Genomic DNA, 21,307 nt, shown 5'->3' with positions numbered 1-21,307 from the left:
TATATAAAAGCTATCCCTTTTTGCATTCTATTAGCTGAGTGCAAAATAAGCAGATAGATAGCAAAAAAGAAATAGATAATCTTACCATCGATATGGATAATCTTACTTTCCAATATCGTTATTTCTGCAAAGGTAAAATTATCCATATCCAGAATAGAATTCTCCATTTCAAATGTGCCAAATGTGCCGTTTCTTTGTAGCAGCCAATAAAAGAGGCTAATAGAATTTGTAATAACAATACTGAATATGAAAAAACACCTTATTTTAACCATCGCTTTATGCCTCACCGCGACCTTGCCAATAAAAGCGCAAGAAGAATATACAGTCAGTTCCCCAAACAGAAGTCTGGAACTCAAAATCAGCATGCGGGACACCCTCTCTTATCAGATATTCGCTGACGGCGAAGCCCTTTCGGAAATCTCTCCGATAGCAATGGTAGTAGAGAGAAACGGACGTCGGATCACACTGGGAGAGAATCCGGCAGTAGAAAAGTGTTCCCGGAATTCCATCAGTCAGAAAATTCCCATGCATTTAGGCGAAAATGACCAGATTGATGATACCTATAATGAAATGATCCTTGATCTGGGTTCTCTCTATTCCTTGCACTGCCGTGCCTATGATGAAGGGGTGGCATACCGGATAGAAAGTAAAATAAACGGAAGTATCACCATCCGGAATGAAATAGCAGAATTCAACTTTAAGGATAACCCGCAAGTATGGATTGCTTACGATGAAGACAAGCGTACGATGAGTCAATGGGAACTTCCTTACAAACGTGAGTTGAGTGTCAAATCTGTTAAAACAGGAGATTATGGCATCAACCCCTGTTTCTTCCGAAATAATAAGAAAAATATAGGCATCACCGTTATTGAGTCCGATTTAGAAAATTACCCGGGCATGTATCTGCTCAAAAAAGAAGCCGGTAATAAATTGGTAGGCAAATGGGCCGAATATCCTAAAAAAATAAAGAACGACAGTAAATATGATTCACAGGCAGTATTGGAGCGTTATGATTACATTGCCCTGACACCGGGCGTACGCACTTATCCCTGGCGTGGATTCATTATCAGCCGCGATGATTCGGAATTAATGAACAATGACCTGGTTTACAAACTGGCAAAGCCTCAGGCAGAAGGGGATTTCTCCTGGATATCGGCCGGCCGGACAGCTTTTGAATGGTTGCACGACGGAGAACTTGAAGGAGATCTTGGCTTTATCTACGGTCCTTTTGGAGACGGACGTCCGCATACACTTGAATTTTATAAGTATTATGTAGACTTTGCTGCGGAAATGGGATTTGAATGGATGACTTGTGACGCCGGCTGGGGAGAAGAATACATCAAAGAGCTGTGTGTATATGCCAAATCAAAGAGTATCAAAATCATGGTATGGAGCTATTTTAACTTCCTGCTGGTTGATGAACCGATGCTTGCCCGTTTCAAAGAATGGGGTATATCGGGGGTGAAAGCCGATTTTATGTCAAGAGATGACCAGGTGGCGTCAGGCTGGATACCTACAATGGCGGAACGCTGCGCCAAATACCAGTTGATGTTATTACTTCACGGTTGCCCGAAACCGGTAGCCTGGCACCGTACTTATCCGAATATCATCAGTTACGAAGCTGTGACAGGCGAAGAAAGTAACAAATGGAACGACAACTGTAATCCATTGTATCACACCGTCGTTCCTTTCTTACGCATGCTTGGAGGAGCAATGGATATGACTCCGGGATCTTTGCGTAACAAGACCCGGAAAGGATGGACCTGGAAAGGAACAGGTGCTCCCTGGAGTCTGGGTACACGTGCACATCAAATGGCCCAGTATGTAGTATATCATCAGACATTAGGATTCGTAAGCGATGCGCCAACAGAATACCGTAAGTTCCCCGAAATAATGGAATTTCTAAAACATGTGCCTACTATCTGGAACGAAACCAAACCGCTGCAAGGTAAAATAGGTGAGTTTGCTGTCATGGCCCGCAGATCAGATAAGGAATGGTATGTAGGCGGACTAAGCAACTGGACAGAACGGACACTGGATGTCGATTTTTCATTTCTTACTCGCGGAATGCCTTATAAGGCTTACATTATAGAAGACGTACCGGAAAAAAATAATGATACATCAAGTACAACAGGAGATGCAACAGCTTGCAAATGCCATACGATTGATGTTACCAGCCAAACCCGGATGAGCTTCAAACTGGCAGAAGGAGGTGGTTTTGTTATGCGCATTTATCCCGATCCCAATTATACAAGCGTCAAAAACACAGCACTCCGGGAAAAGGTGCAGATATGGTACGAACAAAATAATGAAAGTATCTATGTACAACTCCCGGAACGCGAACTTACAGCCGACATTCATCTCTACGATATTGCAGGACGTCCGTTCTATCCGGATTATACAAAGAAAGATAATCCGCTTTGCATATCAATAGCGCAACTGTCGAGCGGCTATTACTGTGTGAAGTGTACTACTCCAGGCCTCAGTCAGAGCAAACTCATTTACAAAAACTAAATTATTGAGAGAATGAATTTCAGCTCCGATAAACGACTTTAGTATTAACCATTAAATAGTTACATTATGAAAATTAGAAAATTACTTTCAACAATGGCATTAAGTGCTTTAGTAGCTTCGAATGCATTCGCTACCGAACCTGTAAAAGTAGAATGGGGAGATGTGATCAGACAACCGTGGGGAGATCCCAGCGATCCTGAAGGTGCCAATGTCTGTTCCTGGTTTCAATGGGGACAGGACTTATGGTTCGACTACAACAACGATGGTTATCCGGACCGTTTCCTTATTGGTGGTAAACACCAGGATCTGGGTCATGCATATCTGTTCAGAAATGAAGAAGGAAGCGAATTTACCAACATACCCGTTAATATTCCTAAGCTCGAGATTGCCGGTGCAGTTGTATTGGATTTCGACAACGACGGTATCATGGATCTTTATGTACAGGGGAAAAAAGTGATTGACAACGGAGAAGGCGGACAAAACAGAGAAAATTATACTGCTATCTGGAGAGGGACAGGAGATCCCGATAACCCTTTTGAGCATGCTGTTCAGCAAGAGATAGACGAACTGGGCATCGGAGAATCCGAAGGACAACACCGGGGTTACTTCTGTGCAGCCGGCGATTATGATAATGACGGATGGACCGATCTGTTTATGACAGGCTGGGCACGTAAAGATGAGAGTTGGCACGTGATTCTATACAGAAATAACCAAGGTGTTTTCGAAGAAGTACAAAATCCCGTGGGAGAAGACGGAGAAGGAATTGACCCCTTCAAAACAATCACAACCGGTTCCGTTTATCTGAGTGATTTAAATAAAGACGGATATCTGGATCTCATCGTATCCGGTAATGACCAGACTAACGGCTGGGTTGCCACTACCACTATTTACTTTAACAATGGTGACGGCACTTTCCGCGAAACAACCCAGCAGGGCTTTTTCGAAGGTCAAAAGAGCGGTACGACCTTTACTGCAGATGTGAACAATGACGGTTATCCCGATATTCTGGAGTTTGGAGACTTTAAGAATAGTGACACAGAAACCAATAATACCGTAGGAAACTTATACATCAATAATGGCGACGGAACTTTTGCCGATCCTTTGAAAACAGAAGTAACCAATCTACTTACAGCCAGAGCAATGCCCGCCATAGGTGACATCAACAATGATGGTAAGATTGATATTATGATTCAATGTGGATGGTCATCAACAGACGGGCAGACGGAAACTGACTACTCCCTCACTAACTTATATTACAACAATGGAGACAACAGCTTCACCCGTGAATTCCTGAATGATAACACCAACTCTCACGAGTCTGATGTGAACTTTATTGATTTCAACCATGACGGTGCGCTCGACTATTCTATCAGTGGATGGGGACCTAAGGAGCCTAACTGGTTCAACCGGGCAGTACCCAATAATTTAACCAGTGATCTTGCTATGAATGAAGCTCCCGAATTTGTAAGCAATTCAGATGTACAGGTTAAACAAGACGGTTCAGATGTAATTATTTTTTGGGGAAACGCAACAGACGATACAACTCCGGCAGAAGCCATCCGTTACAATATATACATTAAAGCTAAAAAAGCAGATGACTTCGGAGTAACTTACACCTATACCTATGCCCCGGCAAGCCTCCAGGCGAATAAAATATTCGGGACTACAACTTATGATTCTAAAGTTGCAGCTCGTCTGATTAATAGCCATCAGATTCGTATGAAAGGGTTCAATACGACTGATTATGAATTCGCCGTACAACCTGTGGATAATGGTAACCTCGGTGGTAAATTTATCGTAGCGAATGTAGCGGGTGGCAGTGGTATCGGAAATACTCAAGTCGTTACTGCCAACGTATATGTAAACAATGGTACTATTATTATTGAAAGCGACAGCAGTACGGCTTATGTCATTAACACGATTGATGGCAAACAGATCGTTAACGGTATATGTGACAATAAAGCAACCGAAAAAGTAAACCAGGGTATCTATCTGGTAAAAGTAGCCAATACCACTCACAAAGTTTGTGTACTACAATAAAAATTAGCCATGTATGGAAATAGCCCGAAAAAGAAATCATATTTTATTACATTGATAAAAAGTGGTCTTTTCTTTTCCAGTTGTTTCTGTCAAATCTTATAAATATTCAATTCGTTGGTCGTAGAGAAAAGCCCTGTTTCTCTACGACTAACGAGTCGTTTCTCGTAGAGTTTCGATGCGTTCCTCGTAGAGAAAAAAGAAGACTATATAACACATTGGTAAACAGCAGTTTGCAAAAACCCAAAATTGTTATATCAATTTACTTTCAAAATTCATCTTTTATTTGCCAACGTTGACTATATATAGTTTATAATTATATACAAAGCAGATCTTATACATTTGTTTTTATCTTCAGTTACCTTACAATCTTCTCAAAGTAATACTTCCATAGCAGCTAATAACTACCTAAAAACCGATAAGCCGCACAACGCTTCTCCCAAAATGTACTATCTTTACGACAAAATTGTAAGAGATGCGTACGCGTAAAGTAACGATTATCACCCTTATAGGACTTACATTAACTCTGATACTCCAAGTCGGAGGGCTATTTTATGCCTATCGCAGTAATATGGAAATGATGAAACTCACAGTAAAAAAAAGTTTTTCCATTGCCTTTTACGAAACCATCGACAATCTGGTCAACCAGCTTCCCTATCCTGACGGAACAACCGTCACCTATATACCTATTGAACCATATGCAGACCTCCCGACAGACGAGCAAAATCTGCGAGGTAATGAGTATCTGGCCCGGATATTAAAAACTGAATACGGTGTAGAATTTCCTATTGATGAATTGGCAGCCGTACTGAAAAAGAAGCTGAAACAAGATCATATTGACAGCGAAGTTGTAATCAACAAAATAGATACGAAAACTCACCGGACATTGGCCAGCACAAACCCGGCATTCAACCGAAGCGTAGGTGTATTAGCCTCCGAACCTTTCTTTATAGACCGTGAAAACGATATAGCCGTACAAGCCGTTATTGTTTCTCCCTACGTCTTGATTTTAAAGAAAGTATCATTACTCTATCTGTTCACTTTCGGCCTGATGACCGTAGTAATATGCAGTATCATTTCACAGATAAAACTCATCATTCGCCAACAGCAAACCATAAAGGTACAGGAAAACTCTTTTTATGTATTAGCCGGAAACATGGCTGCTCCGGTTTCTGATATTCCTGCTAAAATAGCACAAGAACAATGGCAGGAAATTGAGAATGAAAGCAATACACTGCTTACGATGACCGAAGAAACTCTGACAGCCGCCCGGGAGGCAACACAACAGAATCAGGGAAAAAAACAACGTTCTTCCAAAGCACTTTCTATACTCAGTCTGGCAGGTACATTTCTATTACTAATAATCTGGATTGTTTTTTTATACAATACCGGACAAGAAGCATTTGCACACAAAATAAATACATACTTTGAAGAAGCATTCTTCAATGAAGTAAGTTATCATCAGTTTCCTCATTATCTGGCCAGTAAAGAAAAAAAAGTAATACTCAACTTCCCGGAAACCGGCCTTACCCCTTTTGCACAAAAGCAAAAAGAGGAGGCCATACGAACGAAAACGCCTGTAACAAGAGTATATGTTTATCACGTCTACAACTCAATTGATGCAAATTATACGCTACGCTCGGCTCTTAAAATGCTTGAAGCAATAAACTCCTGTTCCACCCCTGCTCCATTTTCTTTGCACCACATGGATTCTGTATTTATCACCTATCTACAGGAAGCAGGAATCACAAACCCGGTCTGTATCAATATACTGAAATATCCCACCTTAGAAACAGAAGAAAGCACACGCTCCGGATATACAACCGGGGCACCGGATCTCATAACCCGGTTCATCCCTCTGAACAATGATAGCAGCAAAGTAGTACAGGCAGCAATATCTTCTCCACAACTATTAATACTAAAACCGTTGTGGCCATTACTGCTTTCACTGGGATTAATGTTTATCCTTATTGTTGGTTGCGTATTCTACCAGGTGAAAATTACCTTCCTGCAACGCCGCCTTGCACAGTTCCAGAAAGATCTTACTTATGCTATGATTCATGATATGAAATCACCTCTGAACTCTATTCTTATGGGAGCACATATATTAGGGACAGGGAGAATTAATGACAATCCGGTAAAAAAAGAAAGATATCTTCGTACTATGTCCGACGAATGCGAGCATCTGCTTACCTTGTCAAACCGGGTAATACTACTCACACAAATAGAAAAAGACAAGTTACAGTTACATAAAGAGAATGTGAATTTAGAACCTTTGATAGATGATCTTATAGAAAAATTCCGTTTAAAAGCTCATAAGCCGGTAGAATTTTCGAAAGTATTCCACCGTTGTCATTCTGTTTATGCCGATGCATTCTGTCTGCGTGAGATTCTCAGCAACCTGATAGACAATGCTATCAAATACTCTCACGAAGAAGTAAAAATCAGTATTGTGTGTGAAGAAGAAAATGGCTTCATTAAAATTAAAGTACACGACAACGGGTTGGGCATCCCACTGAAAGAACAAAGTAAAATATTCAATAAGTTCGAGCGTGTTTCAGCCAACAGACGAAGCGAAGCCAATGGCTTCGGACTTGGACTAAATTATGTTCAGCAGGTAATGGTTGCCCATAATGGCAGGGTCAGGGTAGAAAGTGTAGAAAATAAGTTCAGCGAGTTCACATTATCTTTTCCGGTTTAATGTATCCTCCTCTCCTTTCGTTCTAAATAATTAATTACCAGATTATTCTCCTCGAAATATCTGAGTAGCCAAATTGTTTTATAATCATTGATACCCATCAGCAGAAACGGAATGCTGATTAAAAGAAAAACGAACCGTCCGGAAAACAGAGTGTAACACAGAGGAAGAACTCCCAAAAGAAGAGTAGGCATCAAAGATACTATGACAAATTGCCATACATATAAAGGTTCACTACACGAACAATTGGCAAACAATAACCTCCCCTTCATTGTCAAGGAAACAGACCGGAACCCCCGCTTCACAAAAAACAGAAAGAAAAATGCACGAATAAGTTCGTATGCAATAAACGAATAAGCACACGGAACCGTCCTCAAGATAATCTGCGTCCCACCTGCTCCACAGCTAATGGCCAACAGAGGCTTTTTATTTTCTGTATCAGTCGTCATCTCATTCCATATAAATAAAGGAAGAAGGATTTCTATTTTTCTCTACTCCCGGCATTGCAAAGATAAAACGGAGTAAATTAAAAGTATGTTATTACAATGTTATCATTACGTTAACGCTACGTTAAGCACTTCCTGTGCGGGGAGATTTCCATACGTACAAAACATTCGACGTTACCAAATACTTAAAAAAGTGAATAATCACAAACTATTTTTCTATCTTTGCCAACGAATTAAAAGAAAAAAGCATGAATAAACCGCTATTTCGATATATTACTGTCATTGCTATCCTGGCGGTAGTAGCACTGCAAGGAATGTGGTTTTCCAACTCCTATCATTTGTTGGAGAATGAATTGTACGAAAAAATCAATAATGCTTTTCTGGAAGCACAATTACAGGAGTCCTCAAAATCAAGTAAGCAATTTAAAGGGAATATTCCCAATGGTACCGTACTCCAACTGGATTCTACCAAAATACGTGCGAAAAATGATATGGCCGACAGATTGATTTTGATAACTGCCCTGCACAGCATTCATCACGAATATAACATCCCTCTCAACTATCAATCTCTTGACTCTTGTTACAGGGAAGAGCTGGACAAAGTAAATCTCGGAAAACTCCATTTCCGTATAGATTCCGTTGACATTGATTCTACACGCTATAAATATGTAGAGGACTTTGCAGAAGACAGTAGTATTGTCCGGCTTCACAATGAAATGCAAACACAGATATTCCCCATTCGGGAAGATTTCTCCAAAGGTATACAGGCCACCATCGACAATCCTTATAAATTGATTATCCTCCAGATGCGAATGTTCCTCATCGGAACGGTATTACTTCTGTTCATCGTTATCTATTGCCTTGTACAACAAATCAAAGTGATTGTGAAACAAAATAAAATAGCCAAAATACGCGAAGACTTTTCTTATGCCATGATACATGATATGAAAACCCCACTCAGTTCTATCCTCATGGGTACACGTATCCTGCGTAGCGGAAAACTGGATGATAAACCGGAACGGAAGGAAAAGTATTTTGATATCATGGAGGACGAAGAAGAACATTTGCTGGCATTGGTCAATAAAGTACTGACTTTGTCAAAACTGGAAGAGGGCAAACTGCTGCTTGAGAAAAAGGAGGTAAGCCTGCGTCCCATTATAGAAGATCTCACCGAAAAGTTTACTGCCAAAGCAGAAAAACCTGTTGAATTCATTCTTGATCTACAGGAAGAAAAAGTATATGCAGATGAAGAGTTTCTGAAAGAAGCTATCAGCAATCTGATTGATAATGCCATCAAATACTCGGAAGAGAGTGTACAAATAAAAATATCCTCTTCGGCCTCATCCAATGGATATACACACATCAGTGTGAAAGATAACGGTATGGGAATCCCACTGAAAGAGCAAGGAAAGATATTCGAGAAATTTGAACGTGCCTCAGCCGTACAACGAAATCGAAAAGGAGGAGCTCCGGGTTTTGGACTTGGATTAAACTATGTATTCCATGTTGTACGGGCACATCACGGAAGCGTAAAGCTTGAAAGTATAGAAGGAGAATATAGCGAATTTACTATAAATATTCCACAACAAAATAAAGAGATAGTATGATAAGGTTATTGTTAGTTGAAGATGATGCCAACTTAAGGTATATTATTCAGGGCGGGCTTGAAGACATGATTGGCGGATATGAAATAAAAGATGCCGCGAACGGTGTGGAAGGATTAAAAATATGGCAGGAATGGAAACCGGACGTGATCGTTTCGGACATTGAAATGCCTGTAATGGATGGATATGAAATGGTGAAGCGCATTCGTGAAACGGATACAGACACCCCTATTCTATTCAGTTCGGGACGGGTATCGCCCAAAGACGTAGTAAAAGGCTATGAGTTGGGAGTAAACAACTATCTGAAAAAACCATTTCTCCCGGAAGAACTGAATGCACATGTACAGGCATTGATGAAGATGAGCCAAAAAGCACCGGAAAAGCCTATAGCACCCACAAATACAGCAACAGTAGATGAAGCTATCTACCGGATAGGTAAGAATTATACACTGGATGCGGAACATGCTACGCTAAAGTACGCATCAGGAAGTAGCAGAACGCTGACAGTACGCGAAGCTGCACTCTTACAGATGCTTTGTGAAAAGAAAGGTGAAGTGGTAAAACGGGAAACTATTCTTGAAAAACTATGGGGTACAGAAGGTGATTACTTTGCTTCACGCAGCCTGGACGTATTTGTCACTAAATTAAGAAAACTATTCGCAGAGGATGAAACAGTGAGTATCAAAACAGTAAAGGGAGTGGGTTTGACCCTGTTGGAAGAGTAGGAACAATACATTTGTCATTATTTTCATTCTTTATTTCTTGTATTAACTACTCATACTTATTGATTTGCTATAATAAATACTTTAAAAAAAACAAAAATTAGAATACACAACTGACATAGCATCAGTAAAGTAATCGTACATTTCATAGAATAACACGAATATCGGATCGGATGAATAATAAAAAAGACATTTTCATGCACGATGCACAGCTCATTAATGGAATCAGAAAAGGAGATCATGATACATTCAGATTCATCTTTGACCATTACTATGCCTTGATGTGTTCTATTGCATATGAATATGTGGAAGATTATCACCTAAGCCAAAATATAGCGGAAGATGTCATGCTCTCTATTTGGGAAAAAAGAGAACTACTGAACATTTCAACATCTGTAAAGTCATATCTGCTAACTTCTGTACACAATAAGAGTATTGACTATTTACGCAGTTACTCCCGGGAAGCAGAAGTAGTCAGCTTTGAAAGCGAAATTGGTTCATCGAGTTGCTATATTCCGGATCAAGAGATGTTTGAACAAATTATTTTATCAGAGCTGGAAGATAAAATAGAAGACATTATCCGGGAAATGCCGGAAGAATGTAGAAAAGTGTTTTTACTCAGCCGGTACGGTGACAAAAGTTATGCTGAGATTGCCGACGAACTAAATATTTCTGTCAATACCGTAAAATACCACATAAAAAAAGCACTCAGCTTGCTTAGAGAAGAATTGAAAGATTACATTCTTGCTATTACAGCTCTATATTTCTATCTCTTTAATCAATAAAATCCGATTCGGGCAGACTTCGTGATATCTTTTTCGATAAAAAATAAACTTTTTATCGAAAATATATAGTTTCTCACTACCCTATTGAATTCTTCGGTCGTCCTACTTATAAAAGACGACAAGTATGAATAGTAATATTGATGTTTTTAATCTTATAGACAAACAGTTCTCCAAACGGATTTCAAAAGAAGAAGAAGCAGTTTTGAGAGCATGGTACGAAAGTAGTGCCGAAAACAGGCAGCTATACAAAGAATACTATTTCTTAATAAAAAGCATGCGTATATCCAGAAACAGATTTTTCTTCAAATCGGATATAGAATCTGCATATACGCATTTTGTAAAGAAGACCGGATTGAAAAAGCCCCGGAAAAGCAAACTACACTCTATCACTCTTCATCCATGGATGAAATATGCCGCTGTATTTGTTATCGCATTCGGATTAGGAGTCGGCTCTTATTATGCACTTTCTACATCACCCTCTTCTTCCCATCTGGCACAAACCATCGAAATACCTTATGGTTCCAAGTCTAAAGTAACTTTGCCGGACGGGACTTCTGTCTGGTTAAATTCGGGTAGCCGCCTCTCATATCAGGAGAGCTTTGGACAATCTGATAGAAATGTTTCTTTGGATGGCGAAGCCTATTTTGAAGTTACTAAAAATAAACTTCTCCCATTCAGTGTTCTTTCCGGGAAAGTGAAAATAAAAGTACTTGGCACCAAATTCAACTTCAAATCATATGCCGAAGATGAAAGTGCCCGGGTTACTTTGGTTGAAGGAAGCTTGAATGTAGGCAGTATAGAAGGACAAGCAAAAAACATATTACTTATCCCCAACCAACAGGCTGTTATTAATAAAAAAGAAAATCGTGTAACTGTAAAAAGCGTAGATGCTCAAAGTTACGCAATGTGGACACAGCCCAAACAGGAAATACTGGATGCCATTTCGAGCAATGTAACCGGACAACCTACTGCGGCAATCCGGGTTCCCAGTGTGACATTAAGAAACACACTATTCTTTAATGAAGAACCTTTAAGCCAGATTGTACGCGACCTTGAACGTGCATTCAATGTCAAAATAGAAATAAAAGACAAACAACTATGTACGGAGCGCTTCTATGGTGATTTCCGGAACGATGAAACAATAACGAAGATACTCGATATTATGGCAGCTAACAATAACCTGCACTACACAATCAATGGAGATGAAATAATCATATCAAGAAATAATTAATTACAACTTTAACAATAGCGCCGATGTATGTAAAAGAATGGAAAGCCCTCATGAAGATGGCTTTAATCACCTGTTTTCTGGTCTGTGCACAAATCGTTTCTGCTCAAGAGAAAAATATATCTCTTGAATTGAAAAATGTAACAGTCAAAGAAGCTTTAGAACAGCTAAAAGCAAAAACTACTTATTCGTTATGGTTTAATGTGAGTGAAGTGGATCTGGGACGAAAAATAACGATCAACTTCCAAGACAAGTCCATTAACGAAGCGTTAGACATTATCCTGAAAGGGCAAGCTTTGAATTATGAAATAAAAGATAAATACATTCAGATATTCAAGCCCCGCCAAAATTCAGAAAAGGGAAAAAACAAACAAATATCAGGTACAGTAGTAGATGATATGGGAGAGAGTCTGCCGGGGGTAAGTGTCAGGTTCAAAGAAGATGCGACAGTAGGTACGGTAACCGACCTCGACGGACATTTTCAGATAAGTATTCCCGAAAAAGCAAAGACTCTGATTGTTTCTTACATTGGAATGGAAACCAAAGAGTTACCTATAAAAGAGGGCAACATAAAAATTACGCTTAGTTCAGATTCCCAAATGCTGGAAGAGGTTGTTGTAACAGGTATGACTAAGGTGGATAAACGTTTGTTTACCGGTGCAACCGACAGACTTAAGGCAGAAGATGCACGTTTGGATGGTATACCGGACGTAAGCCGTGCTTTGGAAGGACGTTCCGCCGGAGTATCTGTACAAAATGTATCCGGAACATTTGGTACAGCCCCGAAAATACGTGTCCGTGGTGCCACTTCTATTTATGGTAGTTCGAAACCTTTATGGGTCGTTGACGGAGTGGTTATGGAAGATGCGGTAGAAATTGATGCCGACGACTTATCTTCCGGTGATGCTGTAACCCTTATAAGTTCGGCAATAGCCGGACTAAGTGCCGATGATATTGAAAGCTTTCAAATTTTGAAAGACGGATCGGCTACTTCAATATATGGTGCCAGAGCGATGGCTGGTGTTGTGGTTATTACTACCAAAAGAGGGCAAGCCGGTGTCAGCCGCATTAATTATACGGGAGAATTTACCTCCCGATTAAAGCCCAATTATGACAATTTCAACATAATGGGGTCCCAAGAACAAATGGGTGTTTATAATGAAATGGCAGAAAAAGGCTGGTTGATTTTTTCTGATACCTACAGAGCTTCCAACAGTGGAGTATACGGAAAAATGTACCAGCTCATTAATTCCTACAACCCAAAGGATCAGTCATGGGGATTAGTGAATACTCCGGAAGCACAGGCCGCCTACCTTCAAATGGCCGAAATGAGAAATACAAACTGGTTTGATGAATTGTTCAACAATAACATTACCATGAACCACTCAATAAGTATCAGCTCTGGTACGGAGAAAGCTAAATACTATGGTTCAATCAGTATCTACAATGACCCGGGATGGACAAAAGCCAGCTCGGTCAAGAGATATACAGCCAACGCAAATGCTTCTTTCAATCTTTCTAATAACTTGACACTAACATTATTATCCAATGGTTCATACAGAAAACAGAAAGCTCCCGGAACTTTAAGCCAGGAGATAGACGTGGTAAGCGGAGAAGTCAGACGGGATTTTGACATCAACCCGTATAGCTACGCATTGAACACTTCAAGAACATTGGCATTGAAAGATGCCGAAGGACTTGTATATTATACAAGAAATTATGCCCCTTTCAACATCCTGAATGAATTAGATAAAAACTATATTGACCTGGATGTAGTAGACCTTAAATTTCAGGGTGAACTAAACTGGAAAATCATCAAAGGACTCGAGGCCAATGTAGTAGGAGCCGTAAAATATCAGATGACTTCACAAGACCATCTGATAAAAGAGAATTCAAACCAACCGGAAGCATACCGAGCAGCAGGGGACGCTACTATACGCGACAGGAATCCCCTATTATATAAAAATCCGGATGTCCCCAATTCTTTGCCAGTTGTCGTTTTGCCGGAAGGAGGTATATTTGATAAAAACGAATATAAATTATTGGGCTATGATTTCAGAGCCAGTTTAAGCTACAACACAAGTTTCAAAGACAAACATATCATGAATCTGTTTGCCGGAACAGAGGCCAATTCAGCCGACCGGACCCAATACTGGTCAAGAGGATGGGGATATCAATACGAAAAGGGAGGTATACCCTTTTATGATTATCTTATATTTAAACAAGGAATAGAACAGAATAACCAGTATTACTACAACGATTTGACCTATTCACGTAACCTCGCTTTTTTCGGGATGGGTACCTATTCATATATGGGAAAATATACAGCTACCGGAACAATCCGCTATGAGGGTTCCAACAGACTGGGTAAAGCCCGTTCAGCCCGCTGGCTACCCACATGGAATGTAGCTGCTGCGTGGAATATGCACGAAGAAGAATTCTTTGAGAAGCTAACTCCGGCTCTGTCTCATTTTACATTGAAAGCATCCTATAGTCTTACAGCCGACAGAGGACCCGCTTTTGTCACCAATTCCCGTGTTGTATATCGTAACTACTCCCCCTTTCGTCCTTTTGCAGGTGTGAAAGAATCAGGTTTGCAAATAGAAGATCTGGAAAACAGTGAATTGACTTACGAGAAGAAACATGAGTTTAATGTGGGTGCCGACTTTGGCTTCATTGACAACAGAATTAATCTGAGCCTGGATTATTATACCCGTAATAACTACGACTTAATAGGGCTTATCAACACTCAAGGCGGTGGCGGACAGGGTACTAAGTATGCCAATGTAGCTTCCATGAAATCAAGCGGAGTGGAATTTACCTTATCAACAAAAAATATACGTACTAAAGATTTTCAGTGGACCACGGATTTCATCTTCTCAAAATCAAAGAATGAAATAACCGAACTGGATTCAAAAGCACGTGTAATGAGCCTTATCTCCGGTATGGGATTTGCAGAAAAAGGGTATCCTGTACGTGCATTATTTTCCATTCCTTTCCAGGGTCTGAATGAAGATGGACTCCCTACTTTTATCAACGAAGACGGAGAGGTCACAATTACAGATATCAACTTCCAGGAAGCCCTAAAGAAAGATTTTCTGAAATATGAAGGTCCCACCGACCCGACTATTACAGGAAGTTTCGGCAATATCTTTTCGTATAAGAGTTTTAAATTGAATGTTTTCATGACTTATTCTTTTGGAAATGTAGTTCGTCTTGACCCTGTATTCAAAAGCGAGTACTCCGATCTGGACGCCATGCCCAAAGAATTCAGGAACAGATGGACCGTACCGGGAGATGAAGCCTATACCAACATACCGGTTATAGCTCATACCCGCCAGGTGAAAGATATTCCAAACCTGAAATATGCCTATAATGCATACAACTATTCGGATGTTCGTGTAGCAAAAGGTGATTTTATCCGAATGAAAGAAATCTCTTTGTCATATGACTTCAATCCAGCCTGGATCAAACAGTTCAAGCTGAACAATCTACAACTTAAATTACAAGCTACAAACCTATTTCTGATTTATTCGGATTCCAAATTAAACGGACAGGATCCGGAATTCTTCCGCTCGGGAGGAGTTGCTTCTCCTGTACCCAAACAGTTCACTTTAACTTTAAGACTTGGATTATAAAAAGACTGCAATGAATATGAAACATAGAAATAAATACTCAACCTGGTTTGGAGTCACAGCAATGCTCCTGATGATATCCTCTTGTGACGGTTTTCTGGACAAAATGCCGGATAACAGAACCGAGCTCGACAATAACGAGAAAGTACTGCAACTACTCGTCTCGGCCTATCCTACCGGAACTTACGTACAAGTTACAGAATTAATGTCTGACAATGTTGCAGACAACGGACCACTCTATATCTCTTTTAATAAAAGTGTGGAAGAAAGCTACAAATGGCAGGATTTTACAGATAACCAGCAGGATACTCCACAATTTATCTGGAATGAGTACTATAAGGCAATAGCCGCCGCCAATCATGCAATGGAATACCTCAGCACCTCCGAAGGAGACGATGAAACAGAAGTGGCTGCCAAAGGAGAAGCTCTCATCTGTCGCGCTTACTCGCACTTCATTCTGGCCAATGTCTTTTGTAAAGCATATAATCCACAAACAAGCAGTGCAGACCTGGGAATACCTTATGTAGAAAAACCGGAAAAAATAGTATCCGGAAAATATGAAAGAGGTACTGTTGCGGAAGTATATGAAAAGATAAATCGTGATATAGAAGAAGGTCTGCCACTTATTGACGACACAAAGTACAAAAGTACTGTTATCAAATACCATTTTAATCAGAAAGCAGCTTATGCTTTTGCCGCACGATTCAACCTATATTACGGTAATTATGATAAAGCTGCTAAATACGCCACAAAGGCCATTGGAGACAATCCGGCAAAAGTGCTCCGTAACCTTACGCAATACCAGAGCATTGCCGCTGCAAAAGATTGTGGTATTGCCTATGTAAAAGCTGAATTACCATGTAATCTCCTGTTAATGCCCGCTACATCTATGTGGAACTACAACCACTGGAGCTCTAAATATTGCAGATATGCAATGAATACAGCCAAACTGCAGGAAACCTACTGGAGCTTAGGACCCTGGGTAACTCCGGAATATCTTTATCATGCAAATAAAATATATGGAGGTGATCAGGCATCCTACTATCCTAAACTCTATGGATTTATTGAGTATACGGATGTCATATCAGGTATAGGGTATCTGAATATCGTAAATACGGTTTTCACTACTGATGAAACACTACTTTGCCGCGCAGAAGCATATATTCATATGAAAGATTATTCCAATGCAGCAAAGGATTTGATTTCCTGGTATGATTCACACACGATGAAAGGGGTAAAACCGCTGACTGAAGATTACATCAATGCTTATTATAAAACAGCAGATAAAGCATTGCGTCCGGAATTAAACCCAATGTTTGAGATTGACGGTGACAAGCAACTAAACTTTATGTACTGTCTTTTGCACTTCCGACGTATAGAAACTGTACACGAAGGTCTTAGGTGGTTTGATATTAAACGGTTCGGTATCGAAATCAAACACAATATATCCGGACAAGCCGATGATATCCTGACTAAAAACGACCCCAGAAGAGTGTTACAATTACCTGCAGATGCAATCGGAGCCGGTATGCAACCTAATCCCAGATAATAATAAATAAATGTACAGAAACATATGAAGAAGGTTTTATTATACACATTAGTAATCTTTTTAACCGGAGTGATGATATCTTCCTGCTCTGATGATAAGTTCGGAGAAAGTATTTTTGATACAACTCCTCGTGAGCGCACAGAATTTGACAATTGGTTGCTTCAAAACTATGTGAAAGAATATAATATTGATTTCAAATACCGGATGGAAGACATAGAAGCAGACATGTCATACAATCTTATTCCGGCCGAAGTGGAGAAGTCAAAAAAGCTGGCAAAAATTATCAAGTATCTGTGGCTTGAATCTTATGATGAAATATTCGACAAAACCGGAAAAAATAAAGACTTCATGAGAACCTATGCGCCCAAAGTCATTCTGCTGGTTGGTTCATCAGCCATCAATGCCTCTTCTTCTACAGAAGTATTAGGTTCGGCAGAAGCTGGTATCAAAGTCATATTATATAAGGTGAATGCCATAGATCCTACAGATGTAGAGATGCTGAATGAATACTATTTTGAAACAATGCATCATGAATTTGCTCATATCCTGCATCAGAAAAAGAACTATCCTACCGAATATAATCAGATATCCGCAGCCGATTATTCGTCTACCGGCTGGCAAAACAGAACCGAGCAACAAGCCTGGAAACTTGGTTTCGTTACTCCTTATGCAGGTATGGAACCACAAGAAGACTTTGTAGAAATAATAGCCAACTATCTTGTTAAACCGGATGGTTTCTGGGAAAACATGCTGGCAAATGCAGGAACGGAGGGAGCTGCCAAAATACAGACCAAGTTCGATATGGCAAAAGAATGGCTAATGACTGCATGGAATATTGACATTGATGAGTTAAGAACCATTATCATCAGACGTTCCGGAGATATTGATTCAATTTTAAATGAAAAAACAACATACAATGAATAAATTAGCTTATACTATCATTGCTTTGTTTACATTGTGCATTACTTCATGCTCAGATGAAAAAAACATATTCGACAGTTCTTCTGCCAACAGGATGAATGCAATGTTGCAACAGTGTAAGGAAATACTGACTGATTCGGAAAACGGATGGATTTTTGAATACTATCCCGAAGATAACAAATACGGAGGCTTCCGTTTCTACATGGTCTTCTCCGAACAGGGAGAAGTAAGTATTACCGCAGAATCGCCCATACTGGAATCACCGGGCGACCAGGTTACAAGTATGTATCAGATAAAGGGAGATATGGGCCCTATATTAAGTTTTGATACATACAATCACATACTGCACCAATTCTCCGATCCCAATCCGGATGGACTTGGTTACGAGGGCGACTATGAATTCATCATTCTTAATGTAGCCAAAGACAAAATCGAATTAAAGGGGAAAAAGAATGGGACTAAAATGCAAATGATCCCTCTGCCCAATGACATGACATGGGAAAGTTACAGCAATAAGTTGGATAAGATGATAGAAGCTTTTCCGGGATTCACCATGCGTTTGAATGTAAATGGTACTACTATAGAAATGGAAGAATCCGAGGAAATAGGACGTTACCAGACTTTCAATCTGCCGGAAGGAGTCAGTTCATCAGCCGAAGGAATGGCCTATATCTATACTACAGATGGCATCAAATTCAAAGAGCCCGTAACCATTGCAGGAAAAACAATACAGAATTTCACTGCTTCGGAAGATAGAACTCACCTGACTTGTACAGATGAAGGGGCAGAGAATGTACAAATCACACAAATGCCTTTAGGAGAAGCATTTGTAACAAAAAAAGGTAACTGGTTCTTTGACACGAAACAGATGGGTCCCCGATTTACTACCATGTGGAATACTGCTGCCGAAAACATGAAAAAAGACCTTTATGGACAAGGTCCGGAAGAGTTACAACAGGCCTCTTTACAAAGTCCTTATCAAGTATTTACTATATACAGTTATTCGATTAATGACAGAAAATTGTATAGTGCTAATTTTTATATGGACTTCGTTCCGATAAAAGATGCCGACCAGGTGAAAATAATTTTCGCCGGAGGAGGAGATGATTTTGCCAGATACTTCTATATGGAATATTTCAAAATGATTCTGGGATACATGAGTGATGACGAACCATACAACATGACTTATAACAACCTGAAAAGTCCGAGTGAAATCACATTCAGAAGAAACGATAACCCGGACGTCGTTTGGTTCAAAACAATCAGATACATTAAATAACCACATAAAAATTACGAATATGAAAAGAAAGAGTTTTTACATTTTTATTCAGATGGTTTTATTCGTCTTTTTAGCTTGTTCACAGGTGAATGCCCAACAAATCAAGCCACAAAGAAATAAAACGGAGAAAGTAGGTACACCGGAAGTAACAAACTCCCGGACAGTAACAACGCGGGCCACTACATTAGGTACTTTACCCTATTCTAATGATTTTGATAGTTATGAGATTCGGACTGTTCCCGAAGGATGGGTTTGTACAGGTGACAAAGATGCTTTTGCCATCACTACATTCAATGGTTGGAAAAATATATATTCCGAACCTAATTGCCTCGGTACCTATTCTTCTGCAACAGAAAATAACTGGGCATATACTCCCGGATTTGAGATGAAAGCCGGAAAAATTTACCATGCCAGTTTCTGGTTATTGGCTCCGGGACTCTCCGAGTCTGCCAATAAGAGCGAAAGCTTACGTTTTACTGTTGGTAAAGGACAATCAAAGGAAGCTGATTGTATCACATTGGTAGATTTAAAAAATATCAAGTACAAGGAATGGAAGAAAGTAGAAGCTGATTTCATACCTGAAACCGATGGCATCTATTACTTCGGAATTGGTTTCACCACGACTGCTGCAAACGGTGTAGGAATAGACAATTTTGAAGTCTATGATAATGAAAATCCTTTTCCGGCTGTAGCTAAATACGTTGCGTACGGTGGTCTTTGGTCAACTCATGCCAATCATATAAAAGAACGCTTGCGTTATGTATATCCGGAACAATCTATCTCATTTATTAATCAGTCTAAATATGCAACTGATTACCAATGGAACACATTCGGGAATCCGGCTACTACTACCGAAGAAAGTCCGGTTGTAACCTATTCGGAGAGTGGAGATTACAAACCTCTGTTGACTGTAACAAACTCTAAATCCACTGATTCATTCTCAGACATTGTAAATGTAGGTATTTTAGGAAAAGAGGATGTTACAGACATTGTTGCTAACAGTTCTGATATGTACGATGGACTGTTCATGCCGGAAACAGATGTTCCTGGTTCAAATGACTACGTTAGTGGTATAAATAGATATTATACCACCTTTGCTGAAAGATTTGAACTGCCTGCTGACGCTGAAGCAACCGTCAGTGCCGTTCATTTCAGATTGTATGTATACAAAGCAGCTACCACTAACAAAGGTAAACCTGTAAAAGTCAGATTATATGGAGAGAAATGGGGAGCACCGGATCCGGATAATGTATTTGGAGAATATGTTACAACAATGAGCGGTGCTTTCGGTACCACTTCTGTAGACTACGAAGATGTCATCAGAAAAATTAAATTTGCAACTCCTATAAAAGTCAAAGGAACATTCTATTTATCTATAGAACTGGACGAATCTATCGTACCGGATGCAACTACCAAATTAGCTTTGGTTTGTGATGTGTACAGAGCAGATAAAGTTGCTTCTGCTTATGTCCGGATTCATGCAGCAGGAGCCGCAGAGTTAAATCTTAACGGAGGATGGTATTGTGTACCTGATCTTCCCTGGCCGTTTAACGAGATTGATAAAACCGGATTCTCTTTCTATTTATCACCGGAAATGACTTTCCATCAGGTAAAAGGAACTTCTATCAACAAGGTAGAAGACAATAAGATCAGCGTTTATCCAACGGTATTCCACTCTGACTTCAACATAAAAACCGGAGATAATACATCGAAATTAATTCGTGTATTCAATGCTAACGGACAAACCGTTTATGAGAAGACTACAAATGAAGCTAATATAACTGTTACAGGGTCAAACTGGGCCGAAGGCATTTACCTGATAAGAGTTGGAGGCGGCTCTATCAATGCTTCTATAAAAGTCATCAAAAAATAAAACTCTCTCTCTTTAC

Annotated in this window: 13 protein-coding genes; 12 read left to right on the top strand and 1 reads right to left on the bottom strand. The window is 39.8% G+C overall.

Going from position 1 to position 21,307, the window contains the following annotated elements; genetic code table 11:
• The first annotated feature begins 246 nt into the window (after nt 1–246).
• The 3 genes from VCM39_RS01095 to VCM39_RS01085 all read left to right on the top strand — a co-directional run bounded on the left by VCM39_RS01095 (nt 247) and on the right by VCM39_RS01085 (nt 7,252).
• A complete protein-coding gene (locus tag VCM39_RS01095) occupies nt 247–2,514 on the top strand; it encodes a glycoside hydrolase family 97 protein (RefSeq protein ID WP_322932409.1) in 2,268 nt (755 codons plus the stop codon).
• A 66-nt stretch (nt 2,515–2,580) separates the two neighbouring features.
• Nucleotides 2,581–4,554: a VCBS repeat-containing protein gene (locus tag VCM39_RS01090; RefSeq protein ID WP_322932408.1), complete on the top strand. Its 1,974-nt coding sequence runs from the start codon at nt 2,581–2,583 to the stop codon at nt 4,552–4,554.
• Between the two features lie 472 nt (nt 4,555–5,026).
• Nucleotides 5,027–7,252 carry a HAMP domain-containing sensor histidine kinase gene (locus VCM39_RS01085; protein ID WP_322932407.1) on the top strand — a complete coding sequence of 742 codons (2,226 nt, stop codon included), beginning with the start codon at nt 5,027–5,029 and terminating at the stop codon, nt 7,250–7,252.
• Here VCM39_RS01085 and VCM39_RS01080 read toward each other — a convergent pair.
• Nucleotides 7,249–7,698 (bottom strand): DUF3267 domain-containing protein, encoded by a 450-nt coding sequence (locus tag VCM39_RS01080; RefSeq protein WP_289292977.1) that lies wholly within the window; start codon nt 7,696–7,698, stop codon nt 7,249–7,251. The genes VCM39_RS01085 and VCM39_RS01080 overlap by 4 nt on opposite strands.
• A 245-nt stretch (nt 7,699–7,943) precedes the next feature.
• Here VCM39_RS01080 and VCM39_RS01075 point away from each other — a divergent pair, with 245 nt between their 5' ends.
• The 9 genes from VCM39_RS01075 (at nt 7,944) to VCM39_RS01035 (ending at nt 21,291) form a co-directional block, all read left to right on the top strand.
• Nucleotides 7,944–9,302: a HAMP domain-containing sensor histidine kinase gene (locus VCM39_RS01075; RefSeq protein WP_322932406.1), complete on the top strand. Its 1,359-nt coding sequence runs from the start codon at nt 7,944–7,946 to the stop codon at nt 9,300–9,302.
• On the top strand, nt 9,299–10,024 hold the full coding sequence (locus tag VCM39_RS01070) for a response regulator transcription factor (protein WP_322932405.1): 726 nt from the start codon (nt 9,299–9,301) through the stop codon (nt 10,022–10,024). Before VCM39_RS01075 ends, VCM39_RS01070 begins: the two co-directional genes overlap by 4 nt.
• 170 nt (nt 10,025–10,194) lie before the next feature.
• Nucleotides 10,195–10,806: an RNA polymerase sigma-70 factor gene (locus tag VCM39_RS01065; RefSeq protein ID WP_223381569.1), complete on the top strand. Its 612-nt coding sequence runs from the start codon at nt 10,195–10,197 to the stop codon at nt 10,804–10,806.
• Between the two features lie 124 nt (nt 10,807–10,930).
• Nucleotides 10,931–12,037 carry a FecR family protein gene (locus VCM39_RS01060; protein ID WP_221650114.1) on the top strand — a complete coding sequence of 369 codons (1,107 nt, stop codon included), beginning with the start codon at nt 10,931–10,933 and terminating at the stop codon, nt 12,035–12,037.
• A gap of 23 nt (nt 12,038–12,060) precedes the next feature.
• On the top strand, nt 12,061–15,672 hold the full coding sequence (locus VCM39_RS01055; protein WP_221650115.1) for a SusC/RagA family TonB-linked outer membrane protein: 3,612 nt from the start codon (nt 12,061–12,063) through the stop codon (nt 15,670–15,672).
• Between the two features lie 16 nt (nt 15,673–15,688).
• Complete coding sequence (locus VCM39_RS01050; RefSeq protein ID WP_255585828.1) at nt 15,689–17,218, top strand: RagB/SusD family nutrient uptake outer membrane protein; 1,530 nt, start codon at nt 15,689–15,691, stop codon at nt 17,216–17,218.
• Nucleotides 17,219–17,242: 24 nt separating this feature from the next.
• A complete protein-coding gene (locus VCM39_RS01045) occupies nt 17,243–18,142 on the top strand; it encodes a putative zinc-binding metallopeptidase (RefSeq protein ID WP_221650117.1) in 900 nt (299 codons plus the stop codon).
• Entirely contained in the window at nt 18,135–19,418 is a 1,284-nt protein-coding gene (locus VCM39_RS01040) for a DUF4302 domain-containing protein (RefSeq protein ID WP_221650118.1), read from the top strand. Before VCM39_RS01045 ends, VCM39_RS01040 begins: the two co-directional genes overlap by 8 nt.
• Before the next feature lie 19 nt (nt 19,419–19,437).
• The gene (locus tag VCM39_RS01035) at nt 19,438–21,291 is read left to right on the top strand and encodes a T9SS-dependent choice-of-anchor J family protein (protein ID WP_322932404.1); all 1,854 of its coding nucleotides are present in this window, start codon (nt 19,438–19,440) and stop codon (nt 21,289–21,291) included.
• Nucleotides 21,292–21,307: the final 16 nt, after the last annotated feature.

Origin of the sequence: Bacteroides mucinivorans (genome assembly GCF_034654355.2) — a bacterium.
Lineage (GTDB): Bacteria > Bacteroidota > Bacteroidia > Bacteroidales > Bacteroidaceae > Bacteroides > Bacteroides nordii.
The sequence above is the reverse complement of the archived record's forward strand: the minus strand, read 5'-3'. Positions and strand labels throughout refer to the sequence as shown.

Bases quoted from the DNA above. Each gene is read 5' to 3' on its own strand.
- VCM39_RS01035 (WP_322932404.1), top strand. From the start codon at position 19,438: ATGAAAAGAAAGAGTTTTTACATTTTTATTCAGATGGTTTTATTCGTC.
- VCM39_RS01050 (WP_255585828.1), top strand. From the start codon at position 15,689: ATGAAACATAGAAATAAATACTCAACCTGGTTTGGAGTCACAGCAATG.
- VCM39_RS01090 (WP_322932408.1), top strand. From the start codon at position 2,581: ATGAAAATTAGAAAATTACTTTCAACAATGGCATTAAGTGCTTTAGTA.
- VCM39_RS01040 (WP_221650118.1), top strand. From the start codon at position 18,135: ATGAATAAATTAGCTTATACTATCATTGCTTTGTTTACATTGTGCATT.
- VCM39_RS01065 (WP_223381569.1), top strand. From the start codon at position 10,195: ATGAATAATAAAAAAGACATTTTCATGCACGATGCACAGCTCATTAAT.
- VCM39_RS01045 (WP_221650117.1), top strand. From the start codon at position 17,243: ATGAAGAAGGTTTTATTATACACATTAGTAATCTTTTTAACCGGAGTG.
- VCM39_RS01085 (WP_322932407.1), top strand. From the start codon at position 5,027: ATGCGTACGCGTAAAGTAACGATTATCACCCTTATAGGACTTACATTA.
- VCM39_RS01060 (WP_221650114.1), top strand. From the start codon at position 10,931: ATGAATAGTAATATTGATGTTTTTAATCTTATAGACAAACAGTTCTCC.
- VCM39_RS01075 (WP_322932406.1), top strand. From the start codon at position 7,944: ATGAATAAACCGCTATTTCGATATATTACTGTCATTGCTATCCTGGCG.
- VCM39_RS01080 (WP_289292977.1), bottom strand. From the start codon at position 7,698: ATGACGACTGATACAGAAAATAAAAAGCCTCTGTTGGCCATTAGCTGT.
- VCM39_RS01095 (WP_322932409.1), top strand. From the start codon at position 247: ATGAAAAAACACCTTATTTTAACCATCGCTTTATGCCTCACCGCGACC.
- VCM39_RS01070 (WP_322932405.1), top strand. From the start codon at position 9,299: ATGATAAGGTTATTGTTAGTTGAAGATGATGCCAACTTAAGGTATATT.
- VCM39_RS01055 (WP_221650115.1), top strand. From the start codon at position 12,061: ATGTATGTAAAAGAATGGAAAGCCCTCATGAAGATGGCTTTAATCACC.